Consider the following 13,342-nt stretch of genomic DNA (forward strand, 5'->3'; position numbering starts at 1 on the left):
AACCCCCCCACCCCGCTTTTCACCACCCTGTAGCCGCGCTGCTCGGTCGGGGCTGTTCCCGCCGGGCGGGAAAACCCCCTTAGGGAGTGTGCCTAAGGGCACTGGCTGGAAACCATACCCCGCACCGCTCAGCAAACTTCGGCTGTCTTCTACTACTGCAGTCTAGCTCTGTTCTGTGCTATTACTGTAAGCCTGGACATCAGATCGAAACCTGGGTAAGGGGCCTTCTGACCTCCGATCTCAGCAATATCTGATCAAAAACCATGTGAGGGCGATCGGGTTGTGGTTTTATTGTGACTCGTTGCCAGCACCCAGAAGATGGACCGACGGGAGGAGGTGGTGTTCAATGCGCTCTTGGACTACTGCCAGCGCACCAACACAGAGACGGTGTCACAAGTCGATGTGCATAACGTCGGGCTCCCAGCGTTGGAGGATGCCTATCCTGACGTTGATGCCTATGGTAGTCAACTCAAATCAGCAGTTCAGACGCTGATCAAGGAGGACGCTCTCGAAGTAACACCAGATAATGAGTATCGGCTGTCTGCCGATGCTGTCGAGCACACTGCTGAGCAGCCAACGCAAACCGCGACATCAACAAGAGAGCAATCAGAGACAGACGAGGCTAAAACGCCGACTGCAACCGAAACGAGCGGCGGGCCGACGCAGAAGCCACAGAACGAGACGAAGGCTCCACCCTCTTCAGACGAACCCTCCGAGCTGGAGACGAAGTCACTGTATGAGCTTCTCCGGTCATGCCAGATGGGGGAAGCGGGGGCGATTGTCGGCGGGCACATTGACAAAAACGAGCTTCGAAAGGAGCTGTATATAGAGACGGCTGAAGACGACCTCCTCCGAGAGTTCTTTGTCGAAAACTACGCGAGAGACGGGAAACATCTCGTGATCACTGGCAGCGCAGGTGATGGGAAGAGCGCGCTGCTCTCACGAGCTTTCAAAGAGGCACAGTCGACCGACGTTGATCTGGAACCGGAGCATATCCACATGGACGCAACCGCGTCCCGTGGGAAGCATCAGACGTACGACGATACCCTTGCTGACTTTCTCGACGCGGTTTCGAAATGTCTCGATCAAGAAGCTGGGCCGCGAACCGGGCTCGCGATCAATCTGGGACTTGCAATCGATTTCTTCGAACGGCAGGGATACAAATCTGAATACGGCCAAGTCTGGGAGGCGATTGATGCCTGTCGAAATGAACCCCGATACGAGACTGATCAGGTAACTGTCCTGAACCTTGGCCACAGGTCGACGTACTCGACCGCCCCTGACGAACTCGGCAAGGGGCTCCTGTCGAAGATTGTGGAGAAATTCGCCTTTGATGACCCCGCGAGCCCGTTCTACCACGCCTACCAGCAAGCTAACGACCGCTGTCCCGCCGTTGATCACTGCCCTCTCCACTATAATGCTCGCCAGTTCACGGATCCAGAGATCAGAGAAGAAGTGGTCGAACTCATCGCTGCAACTGGTCTGATCAACAATATCTATCTGAACCCGCGGATGATTCTGGATCTCGTTTCTAAGATTATTGTCCCAGAATCGATGCAGCCGGTGCCTGATACCGATAATGAATGCCCTGTCGGCCGGTCGGCGAACTACGGCCGACAATTCGATCCGGATGTTGTAATCTGGAACGCGCTATTCGAACGTCTTGGCACCCACGAGGACGGAAACCGTGGGCTGCTTGATCCGGCAGCCCAGGCTGAGAAGGCGACTGATGAAGAGATCCTTAGCTGGGGAGCCGGCCCGAGTGCCCTGAATCAGGCGCTTGATGATACCCCAGCACTGGAAGGCAAGCCGCTCGAAGCTCGTGCCAGAACCGCCCTGAGGAAAGAATACGTCTCTGGTGAATCAAACGTCCGTACGGCGCGGGACTGGTCGTGGTTTCAGGAATTCACTGGCGCCCTCACATTCTTTGATCCTCCGCAGGACAGATCTGGCGACCCGTACAAACAAGACGCCAGCAGTGCCGTCACGACCGTGACGAAGGCGCTCAAGGGGTGGACTGGACGATCCGACGAGACCGATGACTGGATCGAATTCGTGGACGGAGTTCAGGGAGATTACAAATTCCTCTCGAAGTGGGAGAAACCAACGCCCAGTCTTGAAGCCTCGAAGTCTCAAACCCAGACGGAGACGATACCCGGGCAGCTTTGGATTGTGCTTCAGCCAGGGGGAGAGACGCTCGAGATCCCCGTCCCGATCACATTCGGATTGTACTTGCTGATGAAACGAATCAGCCGAGGATACAGACCCAATTCGCGTGATCTGGAGCGCTCGGAGGGCATCCGACTTATCCAATCCCGGCTGTCCGAATTCACTGACAAGAAAGATACGGTCCGTATTGAGAATAAGTCAGATGAGACGGTCCTCCGGCTCGAGCGCGACGCGTTCGAAACGATTCAGGTTCGTTCAGGTGAGCTGTAAGTATGTCACTGGAACAAGATTCGACACCGGATTTCAAGGACTCGGTCAATCGGGTCCTTGAGGAGGCGTTTTTCCCCACATCCCCAGCAGCGACTCTCAGGGAGTCGATTTTCTCGGAGATTCTAGCTGGCGTACTCGGGGCCTCCCCTTCGACTGAAGATCTCGATGAACTCAGAGAGGCGATGGAGGCACATGAGGCCGTGCCAGATGAAGCGACAGCAGAGCAAATTTGGGAGGTGTTTGAGGCGTCATATACTACCACTGGCGAACGCGGCGCACGAGGCAAGAAGGCTAAACGGTACGTTCTGCCTTTCCACCCTTCTATAGCGAAGGCAATCAAGCCCAAGGAGACGCGCAACTGGGGGAAATGGTACCGGATGTTGATGACGGAGACGGATCCGGTGGCCCTCAACACGTCACTGCATGACTCCTTTGTCACTCGTTTAGAGGAAATGGAGGCCTCGAATCTGTTCGAGCAGATCTTCATTGATGCTGCACACGAACTTCAGCCTGGCACTGCCAGCCAACAGGCGGATCCGGATCCGATCAAGCCATACGTAGCATCTTGCGCGACCCGATTTCAGGAGGATCTTCGAGTCTGGTTGGATGACGAGTACGACTCCCCAACGAACTGGCTCCAGTCGACCAAGGATCTGTTTTGTTTCCACTTCATGATGTACTATCTTCAGCTCTCAATCAATCTCCGAGCAGAATTCCAGGCAGCTGCCGATGGAGAGTTGGAAACATTCGAACCGAGAATTAGAGAGATCTACTTCGGACTATGGGACGAGCGGGCGACTCATGATCGCCGATTCTCCAAGGAGTGGCGGGAACGCGACGACCAGGGGCTTGAGCGGTTCGTCTATGACTCGTGGGGACGTCTGGCTGCTCTACGTCTAATCAATGACGCTATCCCGGAGTCACAGACCTCTGCTGAGCAGCCTGTCTATACTCTCTCCGAAGCCGTGGAGGAACTCTCGGAGACACAACAACAGCAGTGCGCCGCTGAAATCGCTACTTTCGCAAACTTCGAGGATTCCGGGACGATGGACCTCCCGACAGCAGCTGTCCGGTTGGTTCATGCCGTTCGTCGGTATTACGAATCCCGCTCGAAATCGAATCAGACGCCCATCAGCATGGGTGTCAATGTGATTCGACAGCTGGGCGAAGGCCAAGATCGCCGGTACTACAGAACACAGCGGAAGGTTGGGCCAACACTTCGTCTTAATCGGAGTGCGCTACGGTTTTTCGCTCGACTATTCGCCTCGGGACAGGACGACAAGCACTACGAACAGTTCCTCGACTACTTGCGGCAACGGGGCATCTACCTCGACTCACAGTCGCAGAATGTTGCGCTCGAGGAACTAGACGAGATGGGGCTCATCGACCGACAGAGTGACAGCGGAGGTTCAGTTTATGTCAGGGCAATTTGAAACGCAGTTAGCCGAATGGTTGCAGGAACGATTAGCTGAAAACCCGCCGCAGGCCGGCCAGAAACTGCTGGCTGAATTTCATGACCCGGCGACTGCGGACGTCTTCGCCGACAGTCTTCAGAAACTTGCTGCAGCTGAGCCGCGCGAAATCCCTGGGTCGTCGGCTACGCTGCCGACCCTGACTGTCGAAGACGGGGTGCCGCTATTCCTGGCACGAGTAGTACCCGAAGCGCCTGCAGACTCTCCAGCACACGTCATTACCCAGGGCTTCGCAACTCGGATGCGGAATTTGGTCTCGGACTCCGCGCAAACGGACACACCGTTTGCCATGCTCATGGTACTGGAGTCTGATGCGACTCTGGACACGCTCGAGGCTTCTGAGAGTCTTTTTGGCGAAGAGGGCTCTCTGAACCTCACCTCGTTCCGCGAAAGCGTATTGGATCCGGAGACTTGCAGCTCAGAGCAGGGGAAAGCGCTTCTCAAGGCGCTTAACAAGGTACTCTCGTCTGATTCACTGTACAGCGAAGACGTAGAAGTACTGGACACTCTCTGCGAAATTCGGCTCGCAATCGATGAGGAGGATGCAGACCGTCTCCCTGAGCTGATCGGAGAGTTACCAGGGTTCATCCGCGAGGATTACATTGAGTCGGACTGGTTCGATCAGACAACTCCTGAAGAGGACCTCACAGACTCAGCTGCAGAATTCCTCGCCGACAATCAGACGCATGCCCGGCAGCTTCGTCGGGCGCACCGGACTGGTACCGATACAGCGTCAAAGCTGGACTCACAATACGAAGAGGGCTTTGTCCGAGGTGTTTTGGACCGGGCATCGTGGAAGGACACGTCGCACACGAGGGCTGCCAAGCATGAGATCAAGCGGACGAGTCGACAATTCCGGACACTAGAGGTCGATGCTGCAGACACTCGGATCTACAGTCCCGTAGACGAAAGCGGTGTTCGTCGAGCCATCGTTGCGATTGCAGACGATGGCGAAGTCCGGCTGACAGCAGAGTTCTCTGCCGATCTGGACGATGTCCCCTATGAGTTTCTCGACAGCGATGGTAATGAGTCTGATCTGGCGACTCTGAGTAAACGCGAAAACCGCCTCACTGCTCGGCTTGAAGGGCTTGCGAGTGATCGGCCATTCTACGGGCGGCTGCTGCTATATGTCGGCAACCAGACAACACGCGGCACGCCGACGCATGAGTTCGACGTCGCAGTTGTGCCCTCGTGGATATTTGAGGCGACAAAGGACACTCCGTTCGATGTCGACGTCGAGGCAGAGACCCTCATTCGCCATGGGGATGAGGAAATCACGCTCCAGCCGCCACAGCGGCTTGACTTCGATTTCTCAGAGGAACAGACCGAAGTGACGGTGGCCGACGGTGATGAACGATCAGTCGAGTTCACTGGGTACCTAGTCATCAATCCATCGGCGCCTGATACGGTCGAACGAGTCAGCATACTCGTCGCTCCACCGGATGAAATCCCGATTCGGATTACCTTCCTGACGGAGGTTTCCACAGCAGATACTGAGGAGATGATCTTCCCGCTAATGTTAGCGGGCATTGCCGAGCCAGACCGCTGGGCAGGTGAGGCACTCCAGCTCCCTGAGTCGATCTCTATCGACACTAATCGAGGAGAGATCTACACTCCCACTGAGGAAGGCATCCGAATCGAGGAGGCGCCTTTAGAGATTATCCAAACAGAAGAGGAGATCATCCGGAGCCGCGAGGTCCAGCACCGGGTTATCGATTCCGAGGAGCTTCAGGCGGGACGTGTTGCCGACGGGACTGCACTCGAGGAGTTCCCGGAATTACAGCGGGCGTATGCGAGACTTCTCGAGCACTTCGACGACCGGAATCGGACGCCGTCGACAGACCCCTGGGACGAAGAAACGAAGCGGCTCGTCGACGATGTCCTCACCGCGTACGAGGCGTCGATCGATGAGATCGGTGACACCCCCGACTTCAGCGACTACACCTCGATTCGAGGGCTCGGAACGATCCGGTCGACTGTCAGCAACCGGATTTGGCTCACCCCGTTCCATCCGGTGATGTTGGCATACGGCTACCGGATTGCCGCCTGGCGTGATGACACACTGGTCGCAAACGGGGCTGTTGGTGGATTCCGCTCCGAGCGGTTCCTTACTCGATTCAATCCGACCGGTCTGCTTCCGTACATGGTCTCAGATGGGGCGGATAAGGAGCTGCTCCGTGGCTTGCTCTATGAGGAAAACCCGCTGTGGACGGTATACTCACCGATTGAGTCGCCCGGCTCAGTTACCCCACAGTATATGGAACGAGTAGTCCGTGACAAGCTGGATACGTTCATGCACTCGTTCCCGCTTCTGTTTGAGCTGCATGAGGGACGTAACTTCGTCATCAATCTGGTCAATATGGGGGATCTGCGCCCGGTGATCAAGGGGCTGTACGAGTTCTACAAGCGGGTGGAAAAGAGCCGATTCGAGCCCCCGCAGATCTTGCTCCGGATCTATGGTGGTCCAGCGGAAGGTGAATCCTTAGACCGGTTCTTCGGCGATAGTGCCCAATCGCGGCTCCGAATCCAACTCGAGCAGAAAAATGACGAGGTTGTCGATCTACTACGGTCGAATCTGATGTATGTTCGTGAGGGCGAGTACAGCGAGGCAAACCACAAAGAAGCCCATATTACGCTCTTCCGGGGGCTGCTAACCGAGGATGCGGGCATTACTGAACTCGGTGATCTGCCGTCCGGAATGCTACTTGATGGGTTACTGCCACGGGAATCGATTGACGTCCAGTCTGGCGCCTCTGGGACAGTTTACTCCGTCGGATTTGGTGGTCATGGCGACGATGAGTCTCTGGTTGAATCCGTTGCAAGAGTCGCTAACACCCTGGAAGCCGGGCGCTTGAACAACAACTACCTCCCGGACCATACGCTCAAGAAGACGATCAAATCTGCCCATCGGGCCGACCTCGGGAAGCTCTGGGATGATTCGCTCTGGGTCGTCCACGTGCAGCCAAACGTCGGCCTTGAATTCTATATCGAATCCGATAGTGAGATCGGGGCTGGCGGCGGGATGGTCATGATCCACTACAATGATCAATATGACACCTCGTCGCCGAACTACGATGTTATCACGTCGACGACCAAGCAGAACCCGTACTTGACGGCTCTGAAGCGGGCGCTCGATGAAGCTGATCTCGCCGGATATCTCGATGCAAGTACTGTCCTCTCGATGCTGATCGCTGTCGATGGTGAGCTGGCGCTCGACCTCCAGCAAAGCGACGACAAGGGCGTAATCGAGAAGGCTGGCTTCGTTGGCGGGCTTGCACTTAGCAAACAGCTTCTCGACGAAAATTCGGAGGGCTATACCTGGGTGCCGCTCAGTCTCAATGAGCTCTCACGCCATGACCGTGCAACCAGAGACGGCACTGACGGCCTATTGCAGTATACCGAGAGCGGTGCTGCGAGTGATGACATCTGCATGGTTGGCGTCCCAGATAATCTGGACGGCAACTCCATTCAGCTCTGGATCGTCGAGACGAAGGGCGGCACCTCGAGCCTCAAAAAAGGCCGCGAGCAGGTCGAAGGAGCGATTTCGGAGCTGCGCTCGATCTTCCATCCCGATATCGATTACAGCGATGCCCAGCTCCTGTACTCTGAATTCGGCAAGACTGTGCTAGATGTCGCCAGAAGAATGGAGAGTTACGATGTGCTTGAAGAAGCCGAAGCTTCGACCATCGAAAGGAACGAAACAGCCCTAATGGAGGGCGATTTTGCTGTTGAGTTCCTCACGGATGCGACTGGGCATATCGGCGAGGTCATTCGGGTGCGGTCCGATACACTTGCCTGTGATGTCGATCTTAGCCATGAGGTCCGCACTATCAATGCACCGCTGAAAACGCTCAACCTGCTTGGGGAGGGGTCGGTAGCGGATGTCTTGCCTGATCTGAATCCGGATCAGCTCAGCCTCGATCTCCCTGCTCCAACAGAAGTACAGGAAGGGGAGACAGCAACGCCAAGCACGGACACAGAAGCATCGGCTACCACATCCACCGCTTCTGAGGAGACAGCAGCCCCCCCTTCGACCGACCATAGCAGTCATTCGGGTACCAATGAGGCGCCGGACGGATCAATTGAGACAGCTGAGCAGACTGGGGCCCAGGGCATGGCCACTGGCCCATCTGATCCTGCTCAGAATGGGGGTGGACGAACAACTGACTCCGGATCAAGCAGCCAGGATCAATCGGGTGACCCCGATGAGACGTCCACTTCCGCAGCAGACGATGCGGTAGAGGCGACATCAGAACCGCCTGATAACGGGAAATCAGGATCCGCTCAGTCGACCGACGAACCCGGAGACAACGTCACGCCAACAGAGGCTTCATCGACAGCTGACCCGGAGCCCCAGCCAACTTCGGATACGGGCCAGGATGCCTCTTCTACCTCGAGCGAGGAAGCTGAGGTACTCCCGAGGGCCGGCACAGATGCCGACAGCATCCTGGCCGAGATGGAACAAAGTGAGGAACCGGAAGCAGATATCGACCGGAGCAAACTCGTTCAGGACCTCAAACGCGAGTTCGAGTCACTCGGAGTCCGGATCCATCCGCCAAACCCATCGAGTATTTCCATCGGACCGCGCAAGATCGGCGTCAACGTCCATCCCAAGGAGGGGCAGACGGTGGAGGGGATCATGCAGAAGCTCAATTCGCTCAGCGTTCATATCCAGGCTGAAGGTGATATTGTGGGCTCACCCAATCCTTCGAAGGGGGCTGTCCGTCTGGAGATCCCTCATTCAGAGCCGACGACTGTCTTCCTTCGTGACGGGATTGAGGCACTCCGGTCAGAGCTTGCCGAGCCGGTGACGATACCGCTGGGCGTTGACGTAGACAATCAGCATCACGCCCTTTCGATGCTCCAGGAGAAACATGCCCTTGTCGGGGGGGCGACGGGGTCCGGGAAGTCGAATTTCTTGAGCACGATCGTCGCCAACTTCGCAATCACGCACTCACCTGATGACCTCAAAATGAGTATTCTGGACCCCAAAGGGGTTGATTTCGGCCGCTTCGCCGACCTCCCGCATGTGGAGCGGGGCACGTATCTCGACACGCCCGACGCCTGCACCGACCATCTGATTGAGCTGCTGAATACAGAACTCCCAGAACGCAAACAGCGGCTCCAAGAGAGTGGGTTTGCTTCTGTGAGCGAATTGAACGAGTATGCTGAGGAGATGGGCCATGAGCCGATGCCCTATCACGTAATCATCATTGACGAGTATGCCGATCTCATCATGTCTCTCGATGATAATGACGATGCGTTCGAGGAGGCGGTAACGCGACTCGCGCAGGTCGGTCGTGCCCACGGGTTCGTGATCTTCCTTGCTACGCAGCGACCCTCTGCCGATATCGTCTCGGGTAAAATCAAGGCCAACTTCCCCTGCCGGATCAGCTTCCGTCTCCCGTCCAACACTGACTCGCGGGTTATCTTGGATGAGCCAGGTGCTGAAGACTTGCAAGGGGCTGGTGATATGATCGTGCTGACACAAGATGGGAAGCTCCGTCTGCAGGGATATCGTCTCAGTCCGAAAGACGCGATCGCTATTCGGAAAGCCTACACCGACTCGGAAGAGTAGGTCCGCTTCTGATTCCATTACTCGCTTAGACTGTGGCGCGACCCCCACCAGTTGCGCCCGAGATGTTACAGCTCCACGGCGATACTCCCGATGTGTTCACATCGGGTACTCGTGACCCCTGCAGATTGTGTTCACAATCGGAGGGTGCCGGGCGAAATCGGAGCGGTGTCGGTCCCGAGGCGAGGCCTAGTTGATAAGCAGATGGGGGTTCGAGTTTCTCGCGAGAATCGCGATGGGTGGGTTACCCCCGGTTGAGCGGTAGTTTCTAGGAGCCGTGTTCACAACCCCTTTTGTATGGCACGTGACCGTATCGCGCTCCGTGCGACTGACGACCGAGAGAAGCTGCTCGACCAGGCGAAGGGGGCGCTCAACTGTGACTCCGACGCGGAGGTGATCGACGCCGCGCTCCGACACGCCGTCCAGTCCGTCGAGAATCTCGAAACTGTCAAGCGCGAGGTCTCGCCGGCACTCGCCGAGCGCCTGAGTACCGACGAGGTTCGGCTCACTCAGTACCCCCAAGTCCGCGTGGACTAAGCAGACCTCTTCTCGAAAACCAGACCGGATCCACGCAGACCGGCCTGAATAGGCAAATTACCCAGGGAATCAAGCGCGAGCAGATTTCCGGTGGAAGCGAGAATCTTGGGTTGAACCTAGGCCCGCATCCACTTCTCCGTCCCTATCGATTTATCTAGATACTTGGAAGAGAAGGAACGGGCGTCGCTTTGAGTACACTTGGAGAATTCGGCGGCCGGCTTATTGTGATGCAACATCGTTGTGTCAACATGGAGGAATCGTCTGCAGAAATCGATGCCTACCTAGACGAGATTGATGCGTACGAATTCGAGGCGCTTGTAGCCAAAATCTGGGAAAAAGATGACTGGACGACATCCATAACGAGTGACTCTAACGATCGAGGGATTGACGTAGTCGCCCAGCGCGAAACGCCCACGTCACAGAAAGTCCTGATTCAAGCGAAGGCATGGAGCGAGGATAACAAGGTGGGTAGCGAAGAGGTCCGAAAGTACGCGACGTTGTATCAACAGGAAGAGGATGTGGACAGCGTCGTGATTGTAACCACAGGGTGGTTCACCTCGCAAGCGCAGGAGCTGGCGAGTGATTTAGAGGTTCGACTGGTCAACCGCGACGATCTACATCGGTTACTCTCCGAACTGGATGGGTTCAATGTCGATTCTATGGACACCCCTTCCACTCAGGACACTCTACCCGATTGGCTATCAGTGGATATTCGCGAGCACACGGAAGTATACCAGCAGTTGGGGACCACTCGAAATGCGGATAAGGCGATCGACTTCGTCAACAAGATGGCTGAAAAAGAGAATATATCAGCCAGTGTGGGACCGGGGATTCCCGAGGCAGAGGGCCATAGGGAGTGCACGAATTGTCGCAGAAATGAGGTCTACGGGTTCGAATTACTGAATGACGAAGGCTGGACGCAAATCAGGAAGTGCTTCGACTGTCGCCGTGAGTGGTTGCGAGCAAAAAATGAAGGTGTTGATTGGATGGTCCGACAGCCTTCTCCGTTCGATGAAAATCGTTACTCAATGGGTTCTGACGGGAACATCGTTGCCCCAATTCAGAATAGCACACTGACCAAGTGTCCGATCTGTGGGGAGACTGATTGTATTTGGTTGAGTGACTCGGCCGAGAACTATGATTACATCGCCAAATGTGAGACGTGTAGCTCTGTTTGGGAACGGAATTCGAAACTTCTCCGGAAGGACCGCTGGGAGTGCATCGAAAGCGGAGTCGAAGCCGTGGAAATCGGGACCGTAATTGTGGAGTCAGAATTTCGAGATAGGTAGATTCGTTGATGCGAATGCGGAGCAGCTCGTCGACGAAGTCGAGCATGTCGCTGTCGAGCAGCGAAAGCACGGCGCCGAAGGCCAGTGTCGCACAGCAGCGTGGGGAAGGCACCGTCCCGCAGCCCATCGAGAGACTCGTAGGGCGCGTCCCGCATATCTCGACCTGCTCCGGCTTCAGCCACAGAATGTTCGTATCCATCTGGCCCCGTGGCGTGCTGGGGTGCGGCATATAAACACCACCGGGCTCCAGGTTCTAGAACGTACGTTTCCCTCACCAGAAACGCACATCCTCAGTGGCCCGGTCAGCGAAGACAGCACAGAGCCGCTACTGCGAGCCGTACCAGTACTCGTGCCGGTCGTCGGCCGTCGGGTAGACAAGGATGAGCAGCGGCACCGCGACCATCGTCCAGACCGTCGGCGAGAGGGTCGGAATCGGGTAGAAGGTCATGTAGAGGTAGATGCCCAGCCCCACGAGCGGCGCGAAGACGACCGTGGGGGCGACCGAGCCCAGTCGCGCCACGGTCGGCGAGCCGTCGAGGCCGTACGTGGCGGTCACGGAGGGCGCCGGCCACTCGATACTGAGCGAGACTGTCTCGGCATATCGCGCGTGGACGACGTAGTGGGCAGCTTCGTGGAGCGCGTAGGCCCCAGCGCACGCGATAAGATAGGCGACGATGAGGGTGAGGAGGTTCCAGACCATGGATATTCAGGAGGTACGAGGACGCTGCCACAGATTGAACGCTTCTACCGCGGCGGTTTCGACGCCCGTCCCGAGTGGAGGTCTCGGAAGGCTCCTCACGGACTCCCCAGCGCAGTGGCATGGCGCCGTGTCAGTACCGCGACGGCGACAACGCCGAACAGGGCGGCCGCGAGCCGGACGCCGTCGAGACCCTCACAGGCTGACAAAATCGGCGTGGCCGATACAGAGGTTGTAGCCAGCAGGTGATTAGCCGAACGAACACCACAAGTAGTGGCAGCAACTGTCGGAGACATCAAGACGGGCATTTTGTTGTTAGATCCTTTCTCCGATTATGTTTTGGGCTTTAATCAGAAGTTCGTTAGCAGATATTGATATTATATACAACAGAACCAACCATATCTGATAGGAATGGAACGACCACGATATGAATGAATGGATGCTAGAAAGTAGAAGGGATATGATAGCAAGCCCCGCCAGAACATCTAAAACATTGTCTTCAGACTCATTAGCCACCTCAATTTCACTTTCTGGACTACCAGCAGCTTGCCATTCTTCTCCAGCTAGTTCAATTGGCACCCACCGACCATTTCTGAATTTGTATTCATGATTGCATGAACTACATTTCCCAATTCGAGTGTTGCTGTCCCAGCCGATCTGCCCATCATGACAATGAGAACATGGTTCGTTCGTATCAATTGACCTTTCAGACCAGCTCCGACCGCCACTAGAGCTGGTGCTATTGTTGTCTGGATTCCAGACACCCTTCTCGGCTGACTCAACTAGTCGTTTGACTTGCTCGCTCGGGACCTTTTCTTCACTACTAGCCAGTTGTGGTTTTAAATCGAGATCCGCGTCCAGAATCAAGTCAATAAGTTTTTGACGATTTATTATATCAACATCAAGATCATTAGCCAATTCTTTTGCTGGTGATGTAGCCGTACTCGTTGTAACTATTACGACACGGTCTACGTCGTCCTCCTGTTGATACAGTGTTCGGTATTTTCTAACCTGTCCACTATCGATTTTGTTCTCCTCACTATTTGCCTTGGCTTGTATCAGTACTTTCTCGTCAAATGGTGTATCTCGTCTGGCCACGACATCGATGCCCTTGTCTCTAGATTCCGGCTTTACTGTAGTCTCATAGTCCAATTCTTCCCAAAGGTCCCCAATTAAATCCTCAAAAGATGAGGGATCTATTTGATCAAGAAATTTCTCAATCTCACTCCGGTCCATCTGACTATTTGTCTATTTTCCCAGGTATAAATATATTCTCGGAATTGTCAATGTCGGTTGACATTTCATGCCACAAGATGGCATGAATACAGAACTT

General features: G+C 55.5%; 7 protein-coding genes. 5 read left to right on the forward strand and 2 right to left on the reverse strand.

Annotation, left to right across the window (positions count from 1 at the left end; all coding sequences use genetic code 11):
- Positions 1 to 318 precede the first annotated feature (318 nt).
- From dptF to P2T62_RS06420, 5 genes are all read left to right on the forward strand, one after another.
- Positions 319 to 2,439 (forward strand): DNA phosphorothioation-dependent restriction protein DptF, encoded by a 2,121-nt coding sequence (gene dptF / locus P2T62_RS06400; protein ID WP_276260565.1) that lies wholly within the window; start codon positions 319 to 321, stop codon positions 2,437 to 2,439.
- 2 nt (positions 2,440 to 2,441) lie between these two features.
- Complete coding sequence (gene dptG / locus P2T62_RS06405) at positions 2,442 to 3,872, forward strand: DNA phosphorothioation-dependent restriction protein DptG (protein WP_276260566.1); 1,431 nt, start codon at positions 2,442 to 2,444, stop codon at positions 3,870 to 3,872.
- Positions 3,856 to 9,489 (forward strand): FtsK/SpoIIIE domain-containing protein, encoded by a 5,634-nt coding sequence (locus P2T62_RS06410; protein WP_276260567.1) that lies wholly within the window; start codon positions 3,856 to 3,858, stop codon positions 9,487 to 9,489. Before dptG ends, P2T62_RS06410 begins: the two co-directional genes overlap by 17 nt.
- A 294-nt stretch (positions 9,490 to 9,783) precedes the next feature.
- Positions 9,784 to 10,023, forward strand: coding sequence for a DUF7386 family protein (locus tag P2T62_RS06415; protein WP_276260568.1), 240 nt, complete (start codon positions 9,784 to 9,786; stop codon positions 10,021 to 10,023).
- 248 nt (positions 10,024 to 10,271) lie between these two features.
- Positions 10,272 to 11,312: a restriction endonuclease gene (locus P2T62_RS06420; protein WP_276260569.1), complete on the forward strand. Its 1,041-nt coding sequence runs from the start codon at positions 10,272 to 10,274 to the stop codon at positions 11,310 to 11,312.
- 325 nt (positions 11,313 to 11,637) lie between these two features.
- Here P2T62_RS06420 and P2T62_RS06425 read toward each other — a convergent pair whose 3' ends face one another.
- Complete coding sequence (locus P2T62_RS06425) at positions 11,638 to 12,012, reverse strand: hypothetical protein (RefSeq protein ID WP_276260570.1); 375 nt, start codon at positions 12,010 to 12,012, stop codon at positions 11,638 to 11,640.
- A 312-nt stretch (positions 12,013 to 12,324) separates the two neighbouring features.
- Entirely contained in the window at positions 12,325 to 13,245 is a 921-nt protein-coding gene (locus tag P2T62_RS06430) for a restriction endonuclease (protein ID WP_276260571.1), read from the reverse strand.
- Positions 13,246 to 13,342 lie beyond the last annotated feature (97 nt).

The organism is Haloglomus litoreum, assembly GCF_029338515.1.
GTDB lineage: Archaea > Halobacteriota > Halobacteria > Halobacteriales > Haloarculaceae > Haloglomus > Haloglomus litoreum.

What these genes read in the sequence shown, in the direction of transcription:
- dptF (WP_276260565.1), top strand. Translation starts at nt 319, where the DNA reads ATGGACCGACGGGAGGAGGTGGTGTTCAATGCGCTCTTGGACTACTGC.
- dptG (WP_276260566.1), top strand. Translation starts at nt 2,442, where the DNA reads ATGTCACTGGAACAAGATTCGACACCGGATTTCAAGGACTCGGTCAAT.
- P2T62_RS06410 (WP_276260567.1), top strand. Translation starts at nt 3,856, where the DNA reads ATGTCAGGGCAATTTGAAACGCAGTTAGCCGAATGGTTGCAGGAACGA.
- P2T62_RS06415 (WP_276260568.1), top strand. Translation starts at nt 9,784, where the DNA reads ATGGCACGTGACCGTATCGCGCTCCGTGCGACTGACGACCGAGAGAAG.
- P2T62_RS06420 (WP_276260569.1), top strand. Translation starts at nt 10,272, where the DNA reads ATGGAGGAATCGTCTGCAGAAATCGATGCCTACCTAGACGAGATTGAT.
- P2T62_RS06425 (WP_276260570.1), bottom strand. Translation starts at nt 12,012, where the DNA reads ATGGTCTGGAACCTCCTCACCCTCATCGTCGCCTATCTTATCGCGTGC.
- P2T62_RS06430 (WP_276260571.1), bottom strand. Translation starts at nt 13,245, where the DNA reads ATGGACCGGAGTGAGATTGAGAAATTTCTTGATCAAATAGATCCCTCA.